The organism is Microvirga yunnanensis (assembly GCF_025460875.1).
On sequence record NZ_JAMXFI010000003.1, the window covers coordinates 145,374 to 170,332 of the forward strand.

Annotated in this window: 22 protein-coding genes; 12 read left to right on the top strand and 10 right to left on the bottom strand. The window is 64.2% G+C overall.

The window, feature by feature from the left end:
• Position 1: 1 nt before the first annotated feature.
• The 3 genes from NF876_RS02915 to NF876_RS02925 form a co-directional block, all read right to left on the bottom strand.
• A complete protein-coding gene (locus tag NF876_RS02915) occupies positions 2–919 on the bottom strand; it encodes an ABC transporter permease (protein ID WP_210807324.1) in 918 nt (305 codons plus the stop codon).
• 1 nt (position 920) lies between these two features.
• The gene (locus NF876_RS02920; protein WP_210807326.1) at positions 921–1,994 is read right to left on the bottom strand and encodes an ABC transporter ATP-binding protein; all 1,074 of its coding nucleotides are present in this window, start codon (positions 1,992–1,994) and stop codon (positions 921–923) included.
• A gap of 112 nt (positions 1,995–2,106) precedes the next feature.
• Positions 2,107–3,291: an ABC transporter substrate-binding protein gene (locus NF876_RS02925; protein ID WP_210807327.1), complete on the bottom strand. Its 1,185-nt coding sequence runs from the start codon at positions 3,289–3,291 to the stop codon at positions 2,107–2,109.
• A gap of 170 nt (positions 3,292–3,461) precedes the next feature.
• On the opposite strand from NF876_RS02925, the gene NF876_RS02930 reads away from it, so the two are divergent.
• From NF876_RS02930 to NF876_RS02960, 7 genes are all read left to right on the top strand, one after another.
• On the top strand, positions 3,462–4,232 hold the full coding sequence (locus tag NF876_RS02930; protein WP_210807329.1) for a 3-ketoacyl-ACP reductase: 771 nt from the start codon (positions 3,462–3,464) through the stop codon (positions 4,230–4,232).
• Positions 4,232–4,717, top strand: coding sequence for a MaoC family dehydratase (locus NF876_RS02935; protein ID WP_210807331.1), 486 nt, complete (start codon positions 4,232–4,234; stop codon positions 4,715–4,717). Before NF876_RS02930 ends, NF876_RS02935 begins: the two co-directional genes overlap by 1 nt.
• Positions 4,714–5,892 (top strand): dihydrodipicolinate synthase family protein, encoded by a 1,179-nt coding sequence (locus NF876_RS02940; RefSeq protein ID WP_210807333.1) that lies wholly within the window; start codon positions 4,714–4,716, stop codon positions 5,890–5,892. Before NF876_RS02935 ends, NF876_RS02940 begins: the two co-directional genes overlap by 4 nt.
• 35 nt (positions 5,893–5,927) lie before the next feature.
• Positions 5,928–7,052 (top strand): LacI family DNA-binding transcriptional regulator, encoded by a 1,125-nt coding sequence (locus NF876_RS02945; RefSeq protein ID WP_210807335.1) that lies wholly within the window; start codon positions 5,928–5,930, stop codon positions 7,050–7,052.
• A gap of 136 nt (positions 7,053–7,188) precedes the next feature.
• Positions 7,189–8,331, top strand: coding sequence for an AGE family epimerase/isomerase (locus NF876_RS02950; RefSeq protein WP_210807337.1), 1,143 nt, complete (start codon positions 7,189–7,191; stop codon positions 8,329–8,331).
• Between the two features lie 498 nt (positions 8,332–8,829).
• Positions 8,830–11,019, top strand: a complete 2,190-nt coding sequence (locus tag NF876_RS02955; RefSeq protein ID WP_210807339.1) for a tetratricopeptide repeat protein — start codon at positions 8,830–8,832, stop codon at positions 11,017–11,019.
• A gap of 383 nt (positions 11,020–11,402) precedes the next feature.
• The gene (locus NF876_RS02960; protein WP_262265627.1) at positions 11,403–13,652 is read left to right on the top strand and encodes an adenylate/guanylate cyclase domain-containing protein; all 2,250 of its coding nucleotides are present in this window, start codon (positions 11,403–11,405) and stop codon (positions 13,650–13,652) included.
• Positions 13,653–13,700: 48 nt separating this feature from the next.
• Here the strand turns inward: NF876_RS02960 and NF876_RS02965 are convergent, their stop codons facing one another.
• The 6 genes from NF876_RS02965 to NF876_RS02990 form a co-directional block, all read right to left on the bottom strand.
• Positions 13,701–14,108 carry a YHS domain-containing (seleno)protein gene (locus NF876_RS02965; RefSeq protein WP_262265626.1) on the bottom strand — a complete coding sequence of 136 codons (408 nt, stop codon included), beginning with the start codon at positions 14,106–14,108 and terminating at the stop codon, positions 13,701–13,703.
• Between the two features lie 132 nt (positions 14,109–14,240).
• Complete coding sequence (locus NF876_RS02970; protein ID WP_247654325.1) at positions 14,241–14,840, bottom strand: ankyrin repeat domain-containing protein; 600 nt, start codon at positions 14,838–14,840, stop codon at positions 14,241–14,243.
• Positions 14,841–15,148: 308 nt separating this feature from the next.
• Positions 15,149–15,547, bottom strand: coding sequence for a hypothetical protein (locus NF876_RS02975; RefSeq protein WP_262267374.1), 399 nt, complete (start codon positions 15,545–15,547; stop codon positions 15,149–15,151).
• Between the two features lie 366 nt (positions 15,548–15,913).
• A complete protein-coding gene (locus tag NF876_RS02980; protein WP_210808498.1) occupies positions 15,914–16,501 on the bottom strand; it encodes a hypothetical protein in 588 nt (195 codons plus the stop codon).
• A 287-nt stretch (positions 16,502–16,788) separates the two neighbouring features.
• Positions 16,789–17,208, bottom strand: coding sequence for a GFA family protein (locus tag NF876_RS02985; protein WP_210808496.1), 420 nt, complete (start codon positions 17,206–17,208; stop codon positions 16,789–16,791).
• Between the two features lie 19 nt (positions 17,209–17,227).
• The gene (locus NF876_RS02990) at positions 17,228–17,680 is read right to left on the bottom strand and encodes a cupin domain-containing protein (protein WP_210808494.1); all 453 of its coding nucleotides are present in this window, start codon (positions 17,678–17,680) and stop codon (positions 17,228–17,230) included.
• 372 nt (positions 17,681–18,052) lie between these two features.
• Here NF876_RS02990 and NF876_RS02995 point away from each other — a divergent pair, with 372 nt between their 5' ends.
• From NF876_RS02995 to NF876_RS03010, 4 genes are all read left to right on the top strand, one after another.
• Positions 18,053–19,624 (top strand): pyridoxal phosphate-dependent decarboxylase family protein, encoded by a 1,572-nt coding sequence (locus tag NF876_RS02995; protein ID WP_210808492.1) that lies wholly within the window; start codon positions 18,053–18,055, stop codon positions 19,622–19,624.
• 46 nt (positions 19,625–19,670) lie between these two features.
• Positions 19,671–19,889 carry a DUF6894 family protein gene (locus NF876_RS03000; protein WP_210808490.1) on the top strand — a complete coding sequence of 73 codons (219 nt, stop codon included), beginning with the start codon at positions 19,671–19,673 and terminating at the stop codon, positions 19,887–19,889.
• Between the two features lie 483 nt (positions 19,890–20,372).
• On the top strand, positions 20,373–21,314 hold the full coding sequence (locus tag NF876_RS03005) for an adenylate/guanylate cyclase domain-containing protein (protein WP_247654411.1): 942 nt from the start codon (positions 20,373–20,375) through the stop codon (positions 21,312–21,314).
• A 347-nt stretch (positions 21,315–21,661) separates the two neighbouring features.
• Positions 21,662–21,886 carry a DUF6894 family protein gene (locus tag NF876_RS03010; protein ID WP_210808488.1) on the top strand — a complete coding sequence of 75 codons (225 nt, stop codon included), beginning with the start codon at positions 21,662–21,664 and terminating at the stop codon, positions 21,884–21,886.
• Between the two features lie 486 nt (positions 21,887–22,372).
• On the opposite strand, the gene NF876_RS03015 is transcribed toward NF876_RS03010, so the two are convergent.
• Complete coding sequence (locus NF876_RS03015) at positions 22,373–24,142, bottom strand: adenylate/guanylate cyclase domain-containing protein (RefSeq protein WP_247654410.1); 1,770 nt, start codon at positions 24,140–24,142, stop codon at positions 22,373–22,375.
• 213 nt (positions 24,143–24,355) lie between these two features.
• Here NF876_RS03015 and NF876_RS03020 point away from each other — a divergent pair, with 213 nt between their 5' ends.
• Complete coding sequence (locus NF876_RS03020; protein ID WP_210808486.1) at positions 24,356–24,862, top strand: VOC family protein; 507 nt, start codon at positions 24,356–24,358, stop codon at positions 24,860–24,862.
• Positions 24,863–24,959 lie beyond the last annotated feature (97 nt).

The following is a 24,959-nucleotide window of genomic DNA, read 5'->3' on the forward strand; positions in this document are numbered from 1 at the left end:
CTTATCCTTTCGCGCCGCTGGCGGGGCCGCGGTAGAACAGGCCACGTGAGGCAAGGAGCGCTACCACGATGGCAAGCTGGACGAAGCCCATGATCATCGCGATGGCCGAGGCCATGGAGTAGTCGTATTCCTCGAAGGCAGCCTGGTAGGCGGCGATGGAAATCACCCGGGTCTCCCCGGCCGGCTCGCCGAGCAGCACCGCGGACGGAAACACCGAGAAGGCCTGCACGAAACTCAGGCAGAACGTGATGGCGAGCCCCGGCATGAGCAGCGGCAGGTAGACGTGAGCGAACCGCTGCCGCGCACTGGCCCCTAACGTCGCCGCGGCCTGCTCCAGGGCCGGATCGATGCCGGTGACGTAGGAGAGGACGAGCAGGAAGGTGAACGGGAAGCCGTTGATGACGAGCGACGCGAAGACGCCCCAGTAGTTGTGCACGAGCCGCAGGGGCTCATCGATGAGGCCGATCGCCAGCAGGGTGCGGTTGAACCATCCCTGCGGACCGAGGTAGTTGAGCAGTCCCTGGGCGATCAGGACGGTGCCGAGCGTGATCGGGATGACCAGGATCGTGGTCAGCAGGCGCTGACGCCACATCAGGCGCACCCGGAACGCGATCGGCAAGGCCATCGCGAGATTGAGCAGCGTGACCGGTATCGACAGGAGCAGCGTCTTCCAGATCGTCTGATAGAGATAGGGGTCCGAGAAGAAGCGCTGGTAGTTGGACAGGACCCCGCCGGCCTTCGGCTCGAACGACAGGATGAGGCCGTACGTGAAGGGATAGATGAAGAGGAGGACGAGGAAGAGCAGCGATGGGATCGCGAGGAGCGTGACGGCATCGTAGCCGCGCGCCGCCAGGCGCTGCCTCAGGTTCGGCCCCTGCTCGACCGCGTCCGCGAGGGACGGTGTGGCGATCGTGGTCATGTCACGCCTCCCCGCCGAAGACGAGCACGCGGTCCGCGCTCGCCCTGAGATGGACGTTGGAGCCGAGCTCGACCGGATGGTCGGACCGGAACACGAGATCGATGCCGTCACGCGTGCGCGCCGTCCCGACGAACTCGCGGCCGCGGTACTCGATCGTCTCGATCTGCGCCGCGAGCGCATTGGGGCCGGCCTCGCCCGCGACCAGGTCGTCGGCCCGGATCGCGGCATACGCGGCCGAGCCGTCCTGCACCCTGTGGCGCATCAGGCCCGTCAGTTCGCTGCCGCCGACTGCGATCGTCGCCTGCCGGCCGTTCTGGCGGACCACCTGCCCCTTGATGCGGTTGCGGAAGCCCATGAAGTCGGCGACGTCGACATGCTCGGGCGCCTCGTACAGCTCGGTCGGGGTCCCGACCTGGCGGATGACGCCGTCCTTCAGCACGACGATCCGGTCGGCGAGCGACAGCGCCTCGTCCTGATCGTGCGTGACGTAGATCGTGGTGGCGCCCAGCGTGTTGTGGATGCGCCGGATCTCGGCCCGCATCTCGAGTCTGAGCTTGGCGTCGAGATTGGACAGGGGCTCGTCCATGAGCACGAGCGGCGGCTCGATGACGATGGCGCGGGCGATCGCCACGCGCTGCTGCTGGCCGCCTGACAATTGGCCCGGCAGCTTGTGGCCCTGTCCCTGAAGACGGACGAGGTTGAGCGCCTCCTCGATCTTGCGCTCCATCTCGGCCTTGGCGGTGCCCCGCATCTTGAGGCCGAAGCCGATGTTCTGGCGCACGGTCAGGTGCGGGAACAGCGCGTAGTTCTGGAACACCATGCCGAAGCCACGCTCTTCCGGCCGAAGCGTGTCGATGCGCCGCTTGTCGAGCCAGATGCCGCCGCCGGTAACAGGCAGGAGGCCCGCGATGCAGTTCAGCGTCGTCGACTTGCCGCAGCCGGAAGGGCCGAGCAACGCGATGAACTCGCCGCGCTTGACGGTCAGGGTGACATTCTTGAGTGCGTTCAGGCTGCCAAACTCGCGACGAACCTGGTCGAGCCGAAGCTCGTTGAAGTGTTGAAGTGCGATGGTCATGAACTGACTCCTCTATGTCTCGACCAAGCGCGCTGGCTTCAGTCGACGATCACGGGATGAATGGGCGGCAGCCTGAACGAGGCAGGCTGCCTGATTGCGGCTCCCCGCCGACTTACTTGCGCTTGGCCCCGCCGACCTCCTCGTCCCACCGACGGAAGGCGACGACGAGCTGCTCCGGCTGGAGTTGCAGCTCGACAGGCGCCGAGCCGATGAGGCGGTCGTAGTCCGGCCAGCCGTATTCCTTGATGACGTCCTGGCTTTCCTTCGGCGCCATGGCGAGGGTTGCGGCCTTCACCGAAGGACCCGGATAGAAGTAGCCCTCGTCGTAGAAGTATGCCTGCTGCTCGGGCTTGAGCATGTGCTTGAGCAGGTCGATGACGACGGGCATCTTCTCCGGCGCGACGCCCTTCGGCACCGCAAAGTACTGCGCGTCGGACACCCAGTGGAATCCTTCCAGGGCAAACAGGCCGACCTCCTTGGGTACGATGCCCAATGCACGCGGGTTGATGTACCAGCCGACCGTCGAGACGATCATGTCGCGGGAGCCGTCGCCGATCTCCTTCATCGTCTGCCCGGTCCCGGAAGGGTAATACTCGATGTTCTCGCCGAGCGCCTTCAGGTAGGCCCAGGTCTTGTCCCAGCCCTTCTGCGGATCCGTCGGATCCTGATCCTTCAGCAGGTAGGGAAGTCCCATCAGGAAGGTGCGGCCGGGACCGGAATTGGCTGGGCGTGCGTACAGGAACCGCCCCTTGTTCTCGCGCGTGTAGGCCAGGAGGTCCTCGGCGGTCTTTGGCACGTTCTTCACGCGGTCCGGACGGTACTCGAACAGCGGTCCCGACGGGGAGTAGGCGATCTCCAGGCCGTAGCCCTTGGCAAGGGCCTGCATCTTGAGTGCGCCGCCATCGAAGATGTCCTCGGGCTTAGGCAGGACACCGGAGAACTGCGGCAGGAGTTCCTGGAAGAGCTGCTGCTCGATGCCTGCGAACAAAGCATCGGTTCCGGTCAGGACGATGTCGATGTCGACGCGGCCGGCGGACTGCTGGGCCTTGAGCTTGCTGGCGAGCTCGGGTGCGGGTGCCTTGGTGTAGGTGATCCGGGAGACGGCCTTCGGGTTCAGCTGCTTGTAGGCATCAATCGACTTCTGGCTGAGCGCGAGGTTGCCGGCGACGTCGATGACGTTGAGCGCGACGGGGGATGACGGCATCGGGCCGAGACCCTGGGCCCGGACGCCCGTGGCCGCGAGGCCCATGGCTCCCATACCGGTGACGAACGTGCGACGGCTGATCGAATAATTCATCGGCTTTCCTCCTGTGATGCCCCTCGGTTGAGCAGGGTGCCTTCTGGCTTGACTTCACTAGATCGATCCACTAGACCGATCTAGTAGACCGATCTAGTAAACGTGCAGAGCGGCTTTGGCAAGCGGAAATTATCGAACCCCCGATACGGGGCTGGCCCAGGGAGGCTTCAATGAGCAAAGGAAAGTCGACGGCACTGGTGACGGGCGCGGGGCGGGGCATCGGGCGCGCCATCGCGTTCGCCCTGTCCGATGCCGGATTCCGGGTGGTCGTCAACGACCTGCCGGGCTCGGACGATCTCGGCGAGACGGTGGCCGGGATCGCGCAGCGCGGCGGCGAGGCCCAAGCCCTGCCCTTCGATGTGTCGGACGTGCAGGGCCATGCGCGCGCGGTCGACGCCGCCTGGGACGCCTTCGGCGGCATCGACTGTCTCGTCAACAACGCCGGCGTTTCGGTCAAGGTGCGTGACGACATCCTGAACGTGACCCCCGAAAGCTACGACCGCCTCATGGCGATCAACCTCAAGGGACCCTTCTTCCTGACCCAGGAGGTCGCGCGACGCATGATCGATGCGCCCTCCCCGTCGTTCCGCAGCGTCGTCACGATCTCGTCGCTTAACGCCGAGTTCGCCTCGCTCGACCGGGCGGATTACTGCATCTCCAAGACGGGCCTCTCGATGATGGCGCAGCTCTACGCCCTGCGCCTGGCCGACCACGGCATCGGCTCCTACGAGATCCGCCCCGGCGTCATCCGCACCCAGATGACGGCGGTCGCCACGGAGAAGTACGACCGCCTCATCGGTGAGGGCCTGATCCCGATCCGGCGCTGGGGTGAGCCGGGGGACATCGGCAGGGCCGTGGCGATGCTGGCATCAGGCCAGCTTGCCTACTCGACCGGCGAGGTCGTGCGGGTGGACGGCGGCATGGCCGTGAGGAGGCTCTGATGACGGCGTCGGGGCAGCCGCTCGCACCGGGCGAATACTGGTTCGAGGACCTGCGCGAGGGCGACCGCTACGAGACGGGGCGCATCGTCGTGACCGACGCCCACATCGTCGGCTTCGCTGGCCTGTCCGGTGACTTCTTCGACGTCCACATGGACGACGAGTTCGCGCGCGCCCAAGGCTTTCCCGCCCGCCTAGCGCATGGGCTCCTGGGGCTTGCCCTGGTCGACGGGCTGAAGAACCGATCCTCGGTCCGGCTCATGGCCATCGCGTCGCTGGGCTGGAACTGGAGGTTCCGCGCCCCGATCCTCGCCGGGGATCGGATCGGCGCGAAAGTGCGCGTCGCCGGCACACGCTTGTCGCGTAAGGAGCAGGCCATCCTCACCTTGGCCTTCGAGGTCACCAAACAAGACGGAACGATCGTGCAGGATGGGGATACGTCCCTCCTGATGCGCCGCCGTCAATCCAACCAGGGAGAGAACACATGACATCATCGATCCGCTTGCCGAACGACGACGGACGTCTCGAGGAATTCACGATGCCGAAGGCAGCCTCATGGCGTCCGGCGAAGGCCGGGCAGCCCCTGGCGCGGGTGGCCCTCTCGGCCGGACACGTCGTGTCCAACCCGCTGGCCGACATCTCGCCGATGCGGGACGTCGCTATCGACTTCGACGCCACGCAGCGCTTCCGCGATCACCTCTGGGACCTCGGGCTCGGTGTCGCGGAGGCAATGGACACCGCCCAGCGCGGCATGGGATTGAACTGGGCCTCCGCCCAGGTCCTGATCCGGAATACGGTCGAGGCGGCACGGTCGCGTCCCGGGGCCGTCGTATTCTCCGGCGTCGGTACGGACCATCTCGATTCCGCCAACGCGACGTTGGACGACGTGGTCCGAGCGTACCTGGAGCAGCTCTCGTTCGTGCAGGGGATCGGTGGCCGGGTCATCCTCATGGCGAGTCGCGCCTTGGTGCGGGCCGCCAAGGGCCCGGAGGACTACGCATCGGTCTATCAACGCGTGCTCGCCGAGGCCGACCAGCCCGTCATCCTGCACTGGCTCGGCGACATGTTCGATCCGGCGCTTGCCGGCTACTGGGGACAGAATGGCGTCGACGAGGCGATGGACGTCTGCCTCGGGATGATCGAGGACAATGTCGACAAGGTCGACGGCATCAAGATCTCTCTTCTCGAGGCACGGTACGAGATCGCCATGCGCCGCCGCCTTCCGGCAAGCGTGAAGATGTATACGGGTGACGACTTCAACTATCCGGAAATGATCGCCGGGGACGAGACTGGCTTCAGCCATGCACTTCTCGGCATCTTCGACCCCATCGCCCCGGCCGCCTCGGCGGCACTCCGTGCCCTCACGGAACAGGGAGAAGCGTCCGGACGAGAGGCCTTCAGGGCCATCCTCGATCCCACGGTGGAACTGTCGCGGGAGCTGTTCCGGGCGCCGACACAGTATTACAAGACGGGAGTCGTCTTCCTGGCCTATCTCAGCGGGCATCAGGATCACTTCACGATGCTCGGGGCCCAGCAGGGCGCACGCTCGATCCTGCACCTGTCGCGGGTCTTCCGGCACGCGGCCTCGATCGGCCTGTTCGCCGACCCGGGCCGTGCGGCGTCGCGCATGCGCACGGTCCTGGCCCTGCATGGACTCGCTTAGCACAGGCCTCTTGACGCCCGACGAAGGGGAATGACATGGATGAGCCAGGTTTCCTGGAGGGTGCCCGGGCCGTGAGTGCAGCAAAAACCGTGAAAATCGGACCCCGGCCGACCCTGGTGGACATCGCCAAGGCCAGTGGCGTGTCGAAGGCAACGGTATCCCTTGTCTTGCGCAACAGCCCGAGCATTCCCGAACGCACCCGCGAACGGGTCCTGAGTGCCGCAAAGAAGCTTGGCTACGTTTACAACCGCGGTGCGGCGAGCCTGCGCTCCCCGCACACGCAACTGATCGCCATGGCGGTCAACGACCTGACCAATCCGTACTTCGCCGAGGTCGTCGCCGCCATGGAGGATGCGCTGACGGTCGAGAACCGCATCGTGCTGATGTCGAACACAGCCGAGTCGGTGGCTCGGCAGAGCGCGTTCGTCGAGACCGTGCGCGAGTACAATGTCGACGGTCTGCTGATGGTGCCGGCGGTCGGGACCGACGCAAGCCTGATCGACCAGTTGCGGTCGCAGCGCCTGCCATGCGTGCTGGTATCCCGCGCGGTGCCAGGCGCGGAGGTCGACCTAGTTCAGGGTGACCACCGTGGCGGGATGATCAAGGCCGTGGAGCACCTCATCGGGCTCGGTCACGAGCGGATCGGATTCATTGGCCTCAACGAGAAGATCTCGACGGGTCGCGACCGCTTCGTGGGCTACCGGCAGGCGCTCAGCGACAACGGCATCCAGCTCGAGCCGCGTCTCGTGCTGTCGGGACCTGCAACGCGCGATGTGGGGATGGCCCAGGTGCTGTCGCTTCTCGACTTGCCAGAGCCGCCGACGGCAGTGGTCTGCTTCAACGATGTGATGGCCTTCGGCGTCATGCTCGGGCTGCGTTCGCGCGAGTTGACGCCCGGGAAGGACTTCTCTGTCGTTGGCTTCGACGACATCGCCGAGGCCACGCTCTGGCGCCCGTCGCTGACCACCGTTGCGATGTCGCGGCCGGAAATCGGAAAGGCCGCGGTCGACCTGTTGCTGCATCGCATCGCGAATCCCGATGCACCGCCCCGAACCGTCATCGTGCCGACCGAACTCGTCAGGCGCGAGACCACGTGCTCGCCGAGGCAGGTCAAGAGAGCCGCGAAGCAGAGGCTGCGCCAAGTCGCGCCAAGACGGTAAGGCGATGTCGCAGCCCGTTTAGCACCAGATAGGTTGATCAGAGGCATCGGCTGTCGGATCGCGGAGGACATTCGCTTGAGGGTGGGTGCCCACAGACGACGGAGCCGCGTGCCTCCGTAATCATAAGTTCCAGGTCATGGTGAGCCCCCTCTCAATTCTCCTTACCCAAGTCCTGCCGTTCTGGGCCGAGCGCGCGTTCGATCCGCAGCATGGCGGTTACTTTACTGAGTTGACGCCGGAAGGGCATCCGGTCGCCGAGGAGAGTCGGCTCTGCCTCGTCCAGACCCGGATGCTCTATACCTTCAGTCATGCCTACTGCCTCTCGAGCGAGAGTTGGGCCTTCACCGCTGCCGAACGGGCACTGGACTTTATGACGAGGCGGCTCCGACGTCCCGATGGGGCGTTCGCCGCAATGGCAAGCCTTGGCGAGGGTACATCGCAGGCGGATCTCGTCGACTTCTACGATCAGGCCTTCGTGCTCTTCAGCTTGGCCTGGTGGTACCGCGCGAGCCATGATCCCGCCGCTCTTCGGATGGCACACGCCGCTATGGCTGCCCTCGATCTTAACCTGAAAGACCCGGTTTACGGTGGCTGGCAAGAGGCCAACATTGAGCAGGCGCCACGCCGGCAGAACCCGCATATGCACCTCCTCGAGGCGATGCTCGCCTGGTACGAGGTAACGGAAGATGAAGCCTGGATCGTGCCGGTGAGGGAAATCCTGAGCCTGTTCAGGGAGCGATTCTTCGACGCGCCGACGGGCACATTGCGCGAGTTCCTTGGCCCTGACCTCTCACCAGTTCCGGACCAGGCGGGACAGATACGCGAACCGGGGCACCATTTCGAATGGGTTTGGCTCCTCTACCATTACCGTCGCCTGATCAACGAGGAAGACGTGACCGGCATGGCCGAGCGTCTCTACGAGACAGCCCGTCGGCACGGTGTCGACCGTGAGGGCCTCGTGGTCGAAGCCATCGACCCACACGGTGCCACGCTGGAGTCCGGACGGCTTCTCTGGCCGCAGACGGAGGCCGTCAAGGCAGCCATCGCCCGAACGGAGTTCCTCAACGCGGATCCGGCCGAGGCCGACGCTTTCCTCGTGGCCATGATGAGGACGCATTTCCCTTCATCCGGGCCGCTCTGGATCAATCATGTTTCGAGCCAAGGCGAGCCGCTCTCGCGAAACGTTCCAACGCGCCTCTTGTACCATCTGACGCTTTGCGTCGCGGAGTACGCACGCTTGCGGGGGGCGATAATGCCGAATGTATTCACAGCGCACTGAGGGCGGATGCTGCTGCTCGTGTTCTCCACCGCAGCGATCAGGCGCCAATGTTCGCCGTGGGAATTTCGAAGGGCTGCAAACGGTCATTTCTGCCGATCCCCGACTGTTCGCGAACGTCTGCTTCGGCTGAGTTAGCTGTCCTTCGGCTACCTTCTCAAATGTGCCATTTTAGGACCTTCCGGGATTAAGACATGGAGTTTCATAGAAGGCTCTTTATGAAATGTAATTTCAACTTACTTCCAGATCGATCTGCACGATGGAGCGCGTCGATTGTTGTGGCCTTCAGGAGCAAACGCCATCAGACCGTCCATTGCCATATCCCCGGTCCCGCTGACGCAGTATCTCTCGCGGCCGCCGGAACAGCCGATCCGGTGTTATCGCCAATGCGAACCGCCACTGGTATCATGGTTAAGAGCATTGAGACGCCCTGCGAGTTAAGGGGTCGACTGCGGACGCAGCAGGGGCCTACCCGGCGTATCTCTCCAGGGAGAGACGGCTATGGCAACAGCATGGGTCGAGCGGCGGCTTGCGGCGATCCTGGCGGCGGACGTCGTCGGCTATTCTCACCTCATTGAGCAGGATGAGGCCGCTACCCTGTCGGCCTTAAAGGACCTGCGACACAAGGTCATCGAGCCGCTGCTGGCGGCGCACCACGGCCGGATTGTCAAGTTGATGGGCGACGGGGCCATTGCCGAGTTCGGCTCGGTGGTCGACGCTGTAGCCTGTGCGGTCGGCGTGCAGAAGGGCGCAGCCGAGCGGCAGGCCGATGTGCCGGCCGAGCACCGGATCGTGTTTCGCATCGGCATCAATCTTGGCGACGTCGTGGTCGAGGGGGAGGACCTGCTCGGCGACGGCGTCAACGTGGCAGCCCGGCTGGAGCAATTGTGCGAGCCGGGCCGGGTTCTGGTCTCCGGCACAGCTTATGACCATCTTCAGGGCAAGCTCGACCTGACCCTGGATTTCGTCGGCGAGCAGCGGGTGAAGAACATCAGCCGGCCGGTACGGACCTATCGGGTCCGGCTGAACGGATCGCGGCCAAGCTTGCGGCTTCATGCGCGGCGCTTTCGCCGATGGGCCGCCGCAGGGGCGGCCGTACTGGCCTTGCTGGTGATTGGACCCCTGCTCTGGCTGCGTCCATGGGAACCGCGGCTGGAGCCTGCATCCGTCGAGCGGATGGCACTGCCGCTGCCCGATAAGCCGTCGATCGCCGTTCTGCCGTTCGCCAACCTGAGCGGCGATCCGGAGCAGGAGTACTTCGTCGACGGCATGACCGAGGACCTCATCACCGACCTGTCGAAGGTCGCGGGGCTGTTCGTTGTCGCCCGCAACTCGGTCTTTCCGTTCAAGGGCCGAGCCGTGACTGCGCGTGAGGTGGCGGAGAAGTTGGGCGTGCACTACGTGCTCGAAGGCAGCGTGCGCCGGGCCGGTGACCAAGTCCGTGTCAATGCGCAGCTCATCGACGCGACCACGGGCGTGCCCCTCTGGGCCGAGCGTCACGACGGCAGCGCCAAGGACATATTCGCCGTTCAGGACAAGTTCGTCCAAATCATCGTTCAGGCTTTGGCGCTCAACCTCTCCAAGGACGAGCAGGAGGAGATCGGCCGCGGGCAGACGAAGAGCATCGCCGCGCGTGAGGCCTTCCAGCGCGGCTGGGAATCCTATCTCCGCTTCACGCCTGCGGAGAACGCACGGGCCGCGGGCGAGTTGAAAGCCGCGATCGCTCTCGATCCGAACTACGGGAGGGCCTATGCCGCCCTGGCGCTGGTCTATTTCCGGGGCGGTGCATGGCACTGGAGCGAGCCGTTGGGCATGAGCACCGAACAAGCGGCCGAGACTGCCAGGCTATACATGCGCGAGGCGAAGTCGCGGCCGTCGTCGCTTGCGAACGTCGCGGCGGCGCATTTCAACCTGTACGCCGGGCGGCATGACGACGCCTTTGCCGACGCGGCGCGGGCACTTGCACTCGATCCCAATGATCCTGAAGCCCATCTCGGCATGGCCTGGGCCATGATCACCACGGGCAAGCCGCAAGCCGGCCTGGAATTCATCGAGACCGCCATGCGGCTCAATCCTAATTACCCCAGTCACTACGCCCTAGCCCGGGGCGTAGCGCTGTTCGCGAAAGGTGATCTCGACGAAACCGCGCGTGTCTTCGCAAGGGCGCTCCAGGCCGACCCGCAGGCTATCGAACTGGTGCCTCCTCTCGCCGCGACGTATGCACACCTCGGGCGGCGGCGGGAGGCACGCGAACTGCTTCTGGTTTGGAAGCCGGGAGCACACCAATCGGAGTTGGAGTATTATCCGGTTACCTATCGACTTCCGTACAGGTGGTCTGCGGCGGCAGCTAAGACGGCAGAGCGGCTGTTCGACGGCCTCACCATAGCCACGTTGCCCATGGAGGTGACGGTACCGAACCTTGTACCTGCTTTGGAACAGGGCACTGTGTTCGAGCGCGGGTGGGCGGCAAGAACTCTGGGACAATTTGGGCCCCAAGCTGCGGAGGCGGTTCCAGCCTTGATCCACGTGCTCGCGGATGGAAAACCTCCCGTGCGATGGCAAGCCATCATCGCTTTAAGGAAAATCGGCCCTTCAGCGCGAGCGGCGCTGCCTGCCCTTGCGGCTATCCAAGATGATGACTTGCTCGGATCCGACGCGAGGGATGCCGTGAAGGAGATCGAGAACAGGTAACCTGCGGTGGAAAGCGCGTTCAGGCTGGGACAGAGAAGACGGCTGGTTGCCCTCTCTACCTCTTCAACTCTCACGTTCCACAAACCACCAGAGGACCTGGAGGGTCCCCAGCAAGCCAAATCAGATTCGGCGGCTTTTGCTACTTGTCTGGATGCGAGACCTCCATGGCGGCAGCGACGACCCGGAGGGCTACCGTGCATCGCGTCCACTCTCTTCATGGATGCTCGTATCGATCCCCGCGGCCCGGCCCTCGGCAGGGGCAAGCAGAGCATCGGCCCGAATTCGGGGGAAGCGGCAGATGGTATCGATGCCAGGTACGGTAAGGAGGCGGCTGCTGGGGAGGTTTCCCCGCCTGGGACCATCCTGGTGAGACGGCCTTTTCCGTGGCCTCGCCGACCGATTTCTCTATCATGGCCGATGTGGACGAGACACCGCAGGTCGAACGCAAGCTGGTCGCGATCCTCGCCGCCGACGTGGTGGGGTACAGCCGCCTCATGAGCCTCGACGAGACGGGCACCCTGACCCGGCTCAAGGCGCTGCGCCACGATGTCGTCGATCCGGTGATCGCGAGCCATCACGGCCGCATCGTCAAGCTCATGGGCGACGGCACGCTGGTCGAGTTCGCGAGCGTGGTCGATGCCGTGGCGTGCGCCGTGGAGATCCAGCGTGCGATCGCCACCCAGCGCGAGACCCTCCCCGAGCAGGCGCGGATCTCGCTCCGGATCGGCATCAACCTTGGCGACGTCATCGTCGATGGCGACGACGTCTACGGCGACGGGGTCAATGTTGCCGCCCGGCTGGAAGCCATCTGTGAGCCTGACGGGATCGTCATCTCCGGACCGGCTTATGACCAAGCCAGGAACAAGCTTGACGTTGCGTTCCAGTCGCTTGGCAACCGACACCTGAAGAACATCCCCGAGCCGGTCCGGGTCTATCGCGTCCTGCTGAAGCTGCCTGCACGACGCCTAGGCCAGCGGCCGCGCTGGTCCACCCTGGCTGCGGCGCTGGTCCTGTTAGCCATCGTGGCCGCGACCGGTGTGGCGCTTTGGCCCCGGCCGGCCACCCTAGTGTCGGACCTCCTGCGCTCGGCCGGGCTGGGGGGCGGCAAGCCCTCGCTCGTCGTCCTCCCGTTCGACGGTCCCGGCGACAATCCCCAGCAGGACTATTTTGCCGACGGACTCACCGACGATCTCATCACCGACCTGTCCAAGATCTCAGGGCTGACGGTGATTGCCCGCCACTCGGCGTTCGCGTTCAAGGACCAGCCCAAGGACGTCGGCACGATCGCCCGGCAGTTGGGCGTCCGGTACGTGCTCGGGGGCAACGTCCGCCGTGCGGGCGACACCATCCGGGTCAATATGCAGCTTGCCGATGCCGCCACCGCCAGCACCGTCTGGGCGGAGCGCTATGACGGCAGCGCCACCAGGATCTTCGAGTTGCAAGACCAGTTGATCAAGCGTGTCGTCGAGGCCCTGTCGGTCCGGCTGACCGAGACTGAGGCCTCCGCCATCACCCGCCTGCCCACCCGCAACCTCGAAGCCTACGATTTCTACCTGCGGGCCGAACAGAAGGTCTATTCGGTCGGGGCCCGATCCCTGGGCGAAGCCCTCACCATGTACGAGAAGGCGATCTCCCTCGATCCCGGGTTCGCCGACGCCTATGCGGGCCATGCGCGAGCGATCGTCGACGTCCTCGCCTTCGACTTCCAGCCCCTAATGCTGAGTGCGGTCGCCCGCCAGCAGGCCTATGCGTCGGCAGGTCGGGCCCTGGAACTCAATCCGGGACTGCCGCGGGCCTATGCCGTCCTCGGCATCCTGCAAATGCTCGACGGCGAGATCGACCGCGCGATCGAGTCGGTGCAACGGGCGGTCGCGCTCGATCCGAACGGCGCCGACGCCAAGCTCAACCTCGCCATCGTGCTCACCTATGCGGGGCGACACCCCGAAGCCTTGACGGCCATGGAACGGGTGCTGCAACTCGATCCGAAGCCGAAGGCGCAGGTCTACGACTACTACGGCCTGGTGCTGTACATGAACCGCCGGTACGAGGAGGCGCTCAAGGTCCTGCGCTCGGCCGGCCCTGACGGCTTGGGCGATGTCGGCATCGAGACCATCGCCATGGCAAGCGCCCAACTGGGCCGCATGGAGGATGCGCACAAGGCCGTGGAGGCCATTCTCAGGAGGATCGACAGTCAAAGTGTTGCCAGTCTCCGCGTCATGTACGGGCATCATCGGCGGCCGGAGGATCTGGACCACCGGATGTCGGCCCTCCTCAAGGCGGGCCTGCCGGAGTGGTGTTTCGGGTTCAGGGGCCGCCCGGAGGATCGGCTGGACGCGGCGGCGATCCGCTCCCTCGCTTCGGGCAGGACGTGGACCGGGCACCTCCAGAACGGCGCATCGTTCGTCATGCAGCTCGGCTCGAACGGCGATTTCGCGGTGCGTACGCAAACGAGGATGGCCGTGGGCCGGTTCACGCTCGAACAGGACCGCTTCTGCACGCAATCCGCGGGGGTCCTGCTCGGCCGGAAATTCTGTAGCCCGGTCTACCGCAATCCCGGCGGAAGCGCCGAGACTCGGGACGAGTACGTTTATCCCGACTCCACCACCGTCCGGTACTTTTCGGTCGCCCGATGACGTCGCCACGAAGGGCCGCGGCCCAGGTCGGAGGCTCGAGGCCGACGCTCATTTGCCAGCCCGCCGGGCCTGGAATTCCTTCTGCCGGATCTCCGGCCAGTTGACGTCGGCCTTCGCGACCACATCGCCGGCGTGGGCGTCGAAATCCTCCTCCAGGCCTTCCCCTCCGCCGAACAGGTAGAGTTTTCCGTCAACGATCCGCCAGGCTTCCGGATCGATGTTGGCCGAGGCTTCCTCGTTCGCCGTTCCCAGGGCGCAGAAGCCGCCATACTGCGGCGCGTAACGAATGGGCTCGGCCGCGAAGGCGTCCCGGTTCCCTGTGTTCGAAAACTGCCACGTGGCGCCGAGCCAATCGTAACTGAACTCGGGAGCCCCCTTGGTCGGGCGGCCCTCGGTGAAGTAGGCAACCGGGTCGTAGCCCTTGATGGCGATGTTGCCGAAGTAACCGGTGTTCACGCCGTCGGCTCCTACGGCGGTGCCGATGCCCAGGCAGAGGAGCAGCGGGACGGGTTTCACCGCACGTGGCAACCATCCAGAGGTTGGGAAGCAGCGCAAGACCATGGCAGGCACTCCTCTTCTCCGATCCGGTCAATTCGCGGCCGCAAGGCACGCGGCCTCCGAGGCGCCGATCTTTTCCTTCGGCTGGCATCGGGCGCCGTGCCGCTTCAGCAGCGCCATCACTGCGGCGCTCTTGTAGAAGGTCGCCCGGGTCAACGGCGAGTAGCCGTCGCCCTGGACCGCCTCGACATCGGCTCCGCGTGCGATCAGCAGCTCGGCAACCGCGGCCTGGTTCTGCTCGGCGGCGACATGCAGCGGCCTGATGGCGTGCAGGCTCCTGGCATCGACCATGGCGCCATGGTCCAGCAGCAGGATCGCGATGCGTAGGCTGCCCGCATAGGCCGCGGCATGGAGTGCGGTGAACCCGCGGTCGTTGCGCGCCTCGAGATCGGCTCCGGCCTCGATCAGCGCCGCAACGGCTTCGGGCTGGTCCGCGAGGGCGGCCTCGATCAGGGGCGTCTCGCGATTGTCGTCGCGGCTGTTTACGTCGCTGCCGGTGGCAAGGAGTTGCTTGATCTGGTCGATGTTGCCTGTGCGGGCCGCGTCATGGAGCGGCGCGGCATTCCCTTGGCCGCCGATGCCCCCGAGGCAGACGGCAAAGGCCAGGGCGAAAACCCATGAGGACCGCATCACGCTCATCTCCGACGTGCGCCCGATCCAAATCGCCACGACGATCCAGCGACTGACACCACCGTAGCATGGCGGAATCTTACGCCCGATCCCCAGGAAGGCAAGCAATCACTCACCCAACGTGTCCGGACGTCCCGGTTGTTGCCGGGGTCGGAAGGTCCGTCGATGGATCAGTCGTCAGGTACCGCCAGCATGCCCATCCTTGATCGCCGGGAGATGAAGCTGGATCCGGCACCGCTCAGCGGGCAGCCGTTTTGGTCGACCTTGCGAAGTCGTCCGCCCTCTCGCCTTCTCAAGGGCAGGCTTCGTCATGGGACAGGCCGGATGGACCGCTCGCGAAGGGCAAACGCAGGTTCGAAAATCGCTGTCGGGTTTCGCGGCAGGATGGCACAGTAGGTTGCATAGCCCCTCATGAAGCCAGGCCCGTTCTCGAACCGCCCGCACCAATGCCCCCCGTCGGTTTCACCCGTATCACCAGCTAGCGCCCGATACTGGATCGTGTGGTCTGGCACCCAGATCCACTTTCCCTCGACGAACATCTGCACCCCGGTTGGCCTCATTCGGTAGAACGCAGGGCGACAAGCCCCGTCATCGCAGCAATTCCTCCCGGCTTTGTCTCTGAGAGGTGAGTAGATGTCGTGGGCTTCGGTCGTCGGCTCATAGCCGGCGAAGAGCAGAACGGCAATGAGGCCAAGCTTGAGAGACATAGGCCGCTCTCCCTCATAAGGGGTTGGCGGCGCTCGTCAGAGCGTCGGGAAACGCTACTCCGGCCACTCTACTCTCCAGTGAGGCCCTTGTCGCGCGCGAAGTGCGGCCGCGAATTTCCAACAAGCGCCTTGATGGAGCCGGATAAAGGTGCGTTCGAGCGTATCCGGAAGGCTCCATCGGTACATCAGGAGGTGAGCCAGCAACGAACCAGTCTAAGCGGGCGTTTTGCCCGGCCTAATACGATGCTGGCTGACCTGGAACACTCCGAGCGTGGTTTGGAACTGGCGGGACTGAGTTAACAGAGCCGATGCGGGAACCGCCTTGCCTGCCATGGCCATGCCGGGTTCCTCACAGAAGAGCACATTTCAACGGTCGGAAGCCGACACACCTGCTGCGTCGACCAGGCCGGACCGGCGCCATTGCAGGTCGTGTCCGGAGGGCGTACACAGCCTGTCATCCACCACATAGCGATGTCGATCTTGCAGCGCACAGATGTGTCCGGCAGCGGGGTCGCCCGAGAGGGTGACTACCCAGGTTCTGCCATTGCCGATCAGCTCAAGCCGGTAGTGGAGCTTGAGCCCATCGGGAAAGTCGGCATACCGCGCGAGCCCACCTGTAGCGGCTCCGGCCAGATCGTGAAGGGCCCGCGCTGGATCGTTGGCCGTCGCCCGGCGCTCTGCTTCGGCAAAGCGGCTGGAGTTGAATCGGATTACGGCTGAGCAGACGGTGCGATGGAATTCACGCTGCTCGGCATGGAGATAGTTCATCCGGAAGGTGGCCTCGGCGGCTGCGGCGGTATCGAGTGCCAAGTACTCGGGCACCTGCATGCGGTCGACGAGCATCTCGCTGACAATGGGGGCCATGTCGTTGCAGTCCACTGGATCGGCCGACGCTGCCGGCAGCAAAGGTCCGGCGAGAAGAACAGGGACAAGAAGCTCAAGCCTGAGAGACATGGGCTGCTCCCATGCACAAGAGGTTAAGGCACTCGTCAGAGCGTCAACAGAACGCCACAGGGTTTATTCTACTCCTGAGCTGCCTTCCTGTCGCTGCACCTGCGAAGACAGCCAATCAGGAATGTCGGCTTGGGCTCAGGCATTGAAATTCGTTCACTGACAGGAACATCCGATGTTCCGGTCCAAAGCGGACGTTCGTCCCCGTGGGAACGTGCCAAGGAGAGACCTTCCTAATTATGGTTCAATTTCGCGGAAGGCTGTGCACGGCACACGTATCAGTGATGACTCTATGGGCGTCGATCCGGCCCCATTTCGAATTGCTGTTGGGTCTTGATCTCGGTGGCCCAGGGCAGGGCCGACCGGCACCAGATCTGCCTTCGGGGCACGAGGTCCCACCGCTGCCGGATCGTTCCGACACGCAGGTTGTAGACCTTCGGTCTATTGCTCTCCGACGTCGAGTAGATGGGCGTCCCACACTCGGGGCAGAACCCGTGAAGCCGTCTCGCTCCACTCGTTCCAATCTTCACGTAGTTCTTCACCTCACCCGAGAGCAGCCTGAAGGCCCCCTCCCGGGTGGGAGCCACCGCGCGGAAGGCGGATCCCGAGAGCGTCTGGCAATCGGTGCAGTGGCAGAGCCACACCTTGTCGGGCTCGATCTCAGCCTCAAAGGTGATGAAGCCACAGTGGCAGCGCCCGTCGACCTTCATGACGCGTCTCCTCGTCGTTTCAGAGAAAGTCCTCAGTCTCAGCGGATCCGGCTCCTTGGGGCCCGACCGCTATTTCGCTCGGCAACGGAAGAGGCGGGTTGGCGCTGTCGAGAAACTCCACCGTCGTAAAGATCAGCTCAGTGTCCCCGATGTTCTCCAGGTCGTGGATCTTGAACTCTCCTGGCCCATAGGTGAGATGGCTCGTCTGGCCCGCCACATAGGCGGCCTCCACCACCGTGCCGTCCTGCTGGTGCGAGCGCGCTCTTCCGGGTGCTATGGCGACCCAGAAGTAGTCCAGAACATGGCGATGGAAGCCGAGCCGCTCTGAGGGCTTCAGCCGGACTTCCCAAACCCGCACTCGGCGGTCCTGGGACAGGAGGCGGGTTCCCACGCAAGGATTGAACTGGTTACTGATGAATTCGTCTTGGCGTGCGGCTGACCACGTTGCGCTGGGTTCAAGAAGCTGTGGCATTCGGACCTCCGTCGTGAGCACCGTATCCCAATCCTGGGACGGGGAACGTCCCATCGCTCACATCCCATCATAAAGAGGAACCGCAGATCAGCCCAGACGTCCGATTTCCCAGTCCGACGCTCTGGGCCTCGGGGTCGTGAACTCGACCCCAATGCCCCAAAAGCCGTGCGGCGCGTCAGCCGCAACCTCGACGGCGCGCAACGGCTGTGGTGGCAGGCCGAGGGTCAGTCAAGAACCAGTCTCAGTGGCACCTCGAGCCTCAGCCAGCCGCCGCTTTTGCCTGCCATGTGGATTTCATCTATCCTGCGGAGGTTCTCCCGCTTGCCCACCGTCCGGCGCGACCCGTCGTGCGGCCATGATGGAGGCGTACCGATGCCCCAGGACGACCTTCAGGACCAACCGCTGAGCGTGGCGCCGAGTGCGACGACAACGGAAGCCTTGAACGTTGTCGGCCCGGACGGGGTTGCTCCGCCGCTCGGCGACATGAGCTCTGACGAATTCCGGCGCTACGGCCGTACCATGGTCGACTATATCGCCAACTACTTTGAGGGCATTGAACGGTTCCCCGTCCTAGCCCAGGTCGAGCCGGGCGCGCTCATCGCGAAACTTCCGGCCGAACCGCCGGCAACCGGCGAGTCGATGGAGGCGATCATCGCCGACGTCGACCGCCTCATCGTGCCGGCGCTCACGCACTGGAGTCATCCGGGGTTCTTCGCCTACTTCGCCACCTCCACCTCGGCGCCCGGCATCTTCGGGGAGCTGCTCTCGGCCGCCTTTGACACAAAGGCGCTGCTCTGGCGCGCAGCTCCCGCCGCGCAGGAGCTCGAGGAAGTCACCCTGTCGTGGCTGCGCCAGATGATCGGCCTGCCCGAGGCCTTCTCGGGGATCATCTACGACACCGCCTCGGTCTCGACCCTCCACGCCATCGCGGCTGCACGCGAGGGTCTCGATCTGCGCGTGCGCGAGGACGGCATGAGCGGGCGCGCCGACCTGCCGCTGCTGCGCGTCTACGCCTCCGAGCAGGCCCACTCGTCGGTCGAGAAAGGCGTCATCACGCTCGGCCTCGGCCAGCGCTCCTTGCGCAAGATCCCCACGGACGCCGAGTTCCGCATGGATCCGGCCGCGCTCGCACGCGCTGTCGCGGAGGACAGGGCCGCCGGCCACCTGCCCTTCTGCGTTGTCGCTACCATCGGAACGACCTCGACGTCGAGCATCGATCCCGTGCCGGCCATCGCCGAGCTGTGCGGGCGCGAACGGCTCTGGCTGCACGTCGATGCCGCCTATGCAGGTTCGGCCGCGGTCGTTCCGGAGCTGCGCCACATCCTCAATGGCAGCGAGCGGGCGGACTCGCTCGTGCTCAACCCGCACAAGTGGCTGATGACGCCCTTCGACCTGTCCGTCCTGTACACGCGGCGGATGGATCTGCTGCACCGCGCCTTCTCGCTCGTGCCCGAGTTCCTCCGCACGCTCGAACATGAGCCTGAAGTTGTCCGCAACCACTCCGAGTATGGCATCCAGCTCGGGCGCCGCTTCCGTGCTCTCAAGTTCTGGATGGTCCTGCGCTACTTCGGTCGCGACGGGCTCGCGGCGCGCATCCGCGAGCACTGCCGCCTCGCACGGCTGTTCGCCTCGTGGATCGAGGCCACGCCCGGCTGGGAACTGCTCGCGCCTGTCCCCTTGAGCCTCGTCTGCTTCCGCGCCTGCCCGCCGCGCAGCGAAGCGCCTGACGACGAGTACGCCGCCCGCCTCGACCGCCTGAACGAGCAGATCATGCATGCCGTCAATGCGACCGGCGAGGCGTTCCTCTCGCATACGAAGCTCCACGACCGGTTCACCCTGCGCCTCGCCGTCGGCAACATTCGCACCACCGAGGAACACATCGCACGCGTGTGGCAACTCCTGCGGGAGGCGTGCGATCGGCTCAGCTCCGCTGACGGGGTTTGAGGCGGTCTCACGTCAGCGGCCATGACGGTGGGATGAGGAGGGCCTGATGCCCCGCTACTTTTTCCATCTCAGACTGGGCCCCTGCATTGTCGCCCGGGACAGTATCGGCCATGACTGTCCCGATGATGCCGCTGCGCGGGAACTCGCGCGGCTCGGCATTGGGCTCTTTGTCCTGGACCCGTTCCTGCCCAGTCTGTTCGAGCAGTACTGTTTCGAGGTTGTCACCGAGGATGGAGTGATCGACTCTCCATCCGGGGCAGGATGAGATCATCACGCTGACGGGTTTGCAGACATGCTCCACGCGGGCGGCGATGTTGACCCCGATCCGAATTCCGGTCCCCCGCCGGGTGGCCCCTCCACCTATCGGTCGGGGACGCCGTTCTGCACGGCCACCGTACAGGCGACGACCTCGACCAGGATGGTGGCGAGGCGCCGTTGGGCGTGGATCGTGGCCATTAACGGTGCCTGCTTACGAAGGCCTAGTCGCAAAATTGTAGGGCGGCTCCGCTTATGAATTCATTCATAGAATGTCCGCGTTGGATCAGAAGGCGATGATCTGTGCCTCTTAAGAACGTCCGGTGTTGTCCGCTTGAGCCGACGTTGGGTCGATTTGCGAGAAGTGCCACGAGGGCCCTTGCGCAGGGTTGTGTCGGCATGGGTCTGGCCAGATAATCGTCTGGAGCGCTCCAAACGAGTGTAACTGTAACTGCATCCTTCCGGCATCGGCAACGCACAGGTGTGATAAGCCATGCCTCATCAGCGGATCCTCGACTTCGATATCCTCGAATTCACCACTTGGCTGGTCGGCCCGGCACGCGAGGCTCTCTCCCCGGTCGAGATCGTCACCCAAACCTGTGATCGGCTCCTGGCCGCTGGGATCCCGCTCTGGCGGGTGCGGGTCGGGCAGCGGCTGATCAATCCCTTGCTCAGCGCCTGGGGCGTGATCTGGGTGCGCGGAACGGGAGGCACGGACTACACTGTCCCTCGCAGTACCCTGGGTACGAGTTCCTACACCGGTAGCCCCTTCGAACATGTCGTCAAGACGCGGACCCGCTTCTACCGCTCCCTGCGCGACCTCGACTCAGTCCATGACCATCCGGTGCTGTTCGAGCTCGCCGCGGATGGCAGCACCGATTATCTGGCCCTCCCGATCGTCTATGGGGATGGCTCGGTGCAAGGATCCTCGTTTACAACCGATGCTCCCGACGGCTTCACTCCGGAGGCCATCGCGCTGATCGACAAGCTTAGTCCCTTTTTAGCGGCCGCGCTGGAGCCGGCCGCGATGCGCCGGTCTGCCGAGAGCCTGCTGCGGACCTACCTTGGCGACGGCCCTGCCGAGCGCATTGCCGCTGGCGCAATCCGCCGCGGTGATCAGGTAGCCATCGAAGCCGCCGTGCTGCTGACGGATCTGCGAGGATACACCCTTCTGTCGGAACACTTGCCTCCCGATGAACTGCTGGAGCGCCTTGGCCAATACCAGGAGGTGGTCGTCACGGCGGTGCGGGCCGAGGGCGGGGACGTGCTGAAGTTCATCGGCGACGGCGTGCTGGCCATTTTTCCGGTTGAGGAGGGCGAACGGGAGAAGGCGAGTGGTCGCGCCCGTCGTGCCCTGGAGGCCGCCTTGTTCGAATCCGAGCAGATCGGAGGGCTGCGGTTTGTCGGCTGCCTGCACGTCGGCTCCGTAATCTAGGGCAATATTGGCAGTCCGGACCGGCTGGACTTCACGGTGGTAGGGCCCACGGTCAACTTTGTCTGCCGGCTGGAGGCGGTTGCCAAGAGCACGAACTCTGCCGCGGTGTGTTCCCCGGAGGTGGCGGCCTGCTTTCCGGCCGCCACTACTAGGCAGCTCGGAACCTTCACGCTACAGGGGATTCCGGACGAGCAGGCGGTCTTCGAACTGATCGCACCGGACCGAGGGCTTCGGGAGGACCAAGGGCTGGCGCGGAGATAAAGCCCAGAACCGGGCCGGAACTTAACCTGGTTGATGGCGGAACGTTCAACAGCGGCGCACAACAGCGCTGGCCCGAGGAACAGACTATGCCGCGCTACATCTTTAATGCCTCCAGTGGCATCTGCTTTGTGCAGGAGTTAGAGATCCACCATCTCCCGGATCTGGAGACCGCCTGTCACGAGGCTCACCGGGTCGCCAGACACTTTCGCGCTTACCTGCCCCGCAACATTCGACAGGAGAACCTGACGGTCGAGATTGTGGAGGAGATGGGCCAAGAGTTTTCGATATTGTGGTTGGAAGCGCCTTTCTAAATGCACAGGCAGTCTATCCAACCAAGCTTGAAACAATGAGTTGCCTGGTTCCTACGGCATCAGTCGGAAAGTCAGCACCGGGTCACGGGCACCCTTCAGCTTAGCCGTGTAAAAGTCCACATTTCACTCCTGACCTGCCCTCTCCTCCCCTGCTGCCGTGAATGTCCAGCGGACACCCCTCTGCCTCCTGCTCTCCCTTGATCATCGGGGCAGAGGCAGCATCGATCCTACCAAGGCTTCACTCACCTCATAATGCCGGCGCTCAATCCGGAAAAGATCTTGTGCTGATCCATATCAAGAGCGCCGTCGGGACCAGGGGTGCCCACCTGTGGTCGTGAGGCAAACTAAAAATCAAACCCGATGGGGAGCGTCGTGGAGTGCACTGCGGTGGACTTCCCGAGGCCATCCGTTTGAAGGTTTGCATTCTGGCGGCTGCGCCGAGTATGAGGCCACTCTGATCAGTACTTGATCGAAAGCACGTGGGCGTCAGCTTGGAAAACCTGCCTTAATTAACCCCTCCCGAAGATGCTCTCGGTCTTCGGCCCGTTCCAGGAGAACGTCACGCATCAAGAAGGTCGGGATCGAGAAGTCAGGGCGGACCTGAAGCACAGCGTCCACAAGGACCTTTGCCTTTGCCTCCTCGCCGAGCTGCGAGTAGCAAGCTGCAAGCCTTGCGTGCGACCACGGCCCTGGGTTTGGCAGCCGCCGGAAGGTTTCCGCCGCGTCTGCGTAGCGCCTGAGGGAGTAGAGCGTGGTGCCAAGGCCCGAGTTGTACCACGTCGGGTGGAATGGATTGAGATGCCTGGATCTCTCCATCCATGCGAGCGCGTCTTCCGGCTTGCCCCGCAGGGTCAGCACATAGCCCATCTGCTGCATCGCGTCCGCATCGTTTGGATTGAGCTGGAGCGCCCGGTCCAGATGGCGTTGCGCCGTTGCGAGTTCGCGGCGGTAAACGCAGACGAGGCCGAGCAGCCGGTGGCATCGGCTCTCCTGTGGGTCGCGGTCGACCGCCTGGGCTGCCATCGCGAAGGCCGCGTCCAACGTGGCCCGAGACGCGGCCGCGTACCCATCGACTGCACATCGCACGAACGCGAGGTACGACTGCGCCAGCGCGAACTGCGGATCAAGGCTGACGGCCCGCTCCAACATGGCGGCGGCCTGCTGATTGCTGTCATCCTCGTAGCCTCGGAAGTATGCCAGACCTCGGAGGAAAAAATCGTAGGCAGCCATGCTCTCCGTCGGCTTGCGCAGAGCAAGCTGGAGCCTTGCGTCCTCGATCCGCCCGAATAGGGTCGAGGCAATGGTCTGGGCGACTTCGTCCTGAACCGCGAACACATCGTCGACGTGCCGGTCGTAGCGTTCAGCCCAGAGCTGGACGCCCGTTCCCGCTTCGACGAGTTGAGCTGTGACGCGAAGACGATCGCCCGTACGGCGCACGTTGCCTTGGACGAGGAAGGACACGCCAAGCCGCCGGCCGACTTCGGCGAGATCGAGGGAATGGTCTCTGATAGCAAAGGACGAATTGCGGGCAATGACGAACAGCGACCGGAATCGGGCGAGACCGGTGATGATCTCGTCGGTGATGCCATCACTGAAGTGGCTCTCGGCACCGTTACCGCTCAGGTTCTCGAACGGCAGAACTGCAACGCTTGGCCTCTCCAATGCCCTTGTCGGCGGGGTCCTCTGCTCGTCAGGCGTGGCTTGTCCGGTCAGACGCACCGAGAACACCCGAATGCCGCCGTCGATGTTCTTGATGTCCTGTTGCCCCAAATCGGTGCAGGTGAGTGCCAACGGCCGCGCGGCGTAACGGTGGGCCTCCTCGGATAAGCACAGGCCACCAGGTTCGGCGAGAGCCTGGAGGCGAGCGGCGACGTTAACGCCGTCTCCGAACAGGTCACCGCCCTTTACTACGACATCGCCTACATGAACACCGATCCGGAATTGCAGGCGCTGCTCACCCGGGCGGGTGGCGGCGTTCGTGTCCGCGACCGCGCGTTGGACAGTCAAAGCGCATCGGACGGCGTCAACCACGCTGGAGAACTCGGCGAGAATGCTATCTCCGGCCGTGTTGGCGATCCGGCCCCGATGGTCGGCGATACCGCTGTCAATGATCCTGCGGTGAGTCTGAAGAGCTCTCAGAGTGCCCTGCTCGTCGGCCCGCATCAGCCGCGAGTAGCCTGCCACGTCGGCCGCGAAAATCGCGACGAGACGGCGCTCGTCAGAACCCATGGTCTGTCCGCTGTCCACAGGGCTCATTATGGGTATTTCCAGCGACACAGTCCACACGGCTCTGCTGACGTTGGGGTTCCATTCCTCATCCGGGATGGCTTGCTGCTGGGACCAGACGTGACTGCCGAACCGATTTAAGCGCAGACTGCAACTGGCTCGTCAGCGGGAAGGACGCGGTGCATCATGCCTCGCGTCTGGTGTATGCTGACTTGGGTCCACGACAGATCAGAGGTGGGCAACATGGGATACGATACTGACCCGGGCGCTCGGGTAGGCCATGTGAACCTGAGAGTTTCCGACCTTGATCGCTCAATTAAGTTTTATGCAGAGGTGATGGGGTTCGAGCTGCGGCAGAGGTTTGGGAAGGGAGGAGCCTTCCTTGCGGCCGGTGGATACCATCATCATGTTGGGCTCAATACCGTGCGAAGCCTCGGCGGCTCGCCTCCGCCGGACGGTCACACGGGGTTGCACCACGTCGCCTTCGTCTATCCCGACCGGCAGAGCCTCGCCCGCGCGGTCAAGCGCGTCTTGGCACACGGAATTGTTCTTCTACACAAAGCCGACCACGGCGTAAGCGAGGCGGTGTACTTCCACGACCCCGACAGCAACATGATCGAGATTTATTGGGATCGGCCTCAATCTGAATGGCCTCAGAAACCGGACGGAACCCTTGAGATGACTGACGATCCGCTTGACCTCGACAACCTGCTGGCCTCCGTTGATCCCGAGGTCAATAGTCACTGTTAAGTTGGTGCATTGTCTCCTCACCCCCCGCAGCGCAATCCACTGGCTGGCTTGAAACGGTCTGACGGCCCCTTTGCTGCAAGACCTCGTCTGGCGCCGT

Excerpts from the sequence above, each read along its gene's own strand:
- NF876_RS02975 (WP_262267374.1), bottom strand. The coding sequence starts at position 15,547 with ATGTCTCTCAAGCTTGGCCTCATTGCCGTTCTGCTCTTCGCCGGCTAT.
- NF876_RS02915 (WP_210807324.1), bottom strand. The coding sequence starts at position 919 with ATGACCACGATCGCCACACCGTCCCTCGCGGACGCGGTCGAGCAGGGG.
- NF876_RS02990 (WP_210808494.1), bottom strand. The coding sequence starts at position 17,680 with ATGCCACAGCTTCTTGAACCCAGCGCAACGTGGTCAGCCGCACGCCAA.
- NF876_RS02955 (WP_210807339.1), top strand. The coding sequence starts at position 8,830 with ATGGCAACAGCATGGGTCGAGCGGCGGCTTGCGGCGATCCTGGCGGCG.
- NF876_RS03015 (WP_247654410.1), bottom strand. The coding sequence starts at position 24,142 with ATGAGCCCTGTGGACAGCGGACAGACCATGGGTTCTGACGAGCGCCGT.
- NF876_RS02970 (WP_247654325.1), bottom strand. The coding sequence starts at position 14,840 with ATGCGGTCCTCATGGGTTTTCGCCCTGGCCTTTGCCGTCTGCCTCGGG.
- NF876_RS02950 (WP_210807337.1), top strand. The coding sequence starts at position 7,189 with ATGGTGAGCCCCCTCTCAATTCTCCTTACCCAAGTCCTGCCGTTCTGG.
- NF876_RS02940 (WP_210807333.1), top strand. The coding sequence starts at position 4,714 with ATGACATCATCGATCCGCTTGCCGAACGACGACGGACGTCTCGAGGAA.
- NF876_RS02980 (WP_210808498.1), bottom strand. The coding sequence starts at position 16,501 with ATGTCTCTCAGGCTTGAGCTTCTTGTCCCTGTTCTTCTCGCCGGACCT.
- NF876_RS02935 (WP_210807331.1), top strand. The coding sequence starts at position 4,232 with ATGACGGCGTCGGGGCAGCCGCTCGCACCGGGCGAATACTGGTTCGAG.
- NF876_RS03000 (WP_210808490.1), top strand. The coding sequence starts at position 19,671 with ATGCCCCGCTACTTTTTCCATCTCAGACTGGGCCCCTGCATTGTCGCC.
- NF876_RS03005 (WP_247654411.1), top strand. The coding sequence starts at position 20,373 with ATGCCTCATCAGCGGATCCTCGACTTCGATATCCTCGAATTCACCACT.
- NF876_RS03010 (WP_210808488.1), top strand. The coding sequence starts at position 21,662 with ATGCCGCGCTACATCTTTAATGCCTCCAGTGGCATCTGCTTTGTGCAG.
- NF876_RS02925 (WP_210807327.1), bottom strand. The coding sequence starts at position 3,291 with ATGAATTATTCGATCAGCCGTCGCACGTTCGTCACCGGTATGGGAGCC.
- NF876_RS02945 (WP_210807335.1), top strand. The coding sequence starts at position 5,928 with ATGGATGAGCCAGGTTTCCTGGAGGGTGCCCGGGCCGTGAGTGCAGCA.
- NF876_RS02920 (WP_210807326.1), bottom strand. The coding sequence starts at position 1,994 with ATGACCATCGCACTTCAACACTTCAACGAGCTTCGGCTCGACCAGGTT.
- NF876_RS02995 (WP_210808492.1), top strand. The coding sequence starts at position 18,053 with ATGCCCCAGGACGACCTTCAGGACCAACCGCTGAGCGTGGCGCCGAGT.
- NF876_RS03020 (WP_210808486.1), top strand. The coding sequence starts at position 24,356 with ATGGGATACGATACTGACCCGGGCGCTCGGGTAGGCCATGTGAACCTG.
- NF876_RS02930 (WP_210807329.1), top strand. The coding sequence starts at position 3,462 with ATGAGCAAAGGAAAGTCGACGGCACTGGTGACGGGCGCGGGGCGGGGC.
- NF876_RS02985 (WP_210808496.1), bottom strand. The coding sequence starts at position 17,208 with ATGAAGGTCGACGGGCGCTGCCACTGTGGCTTCATCACCTTTGAGGCT.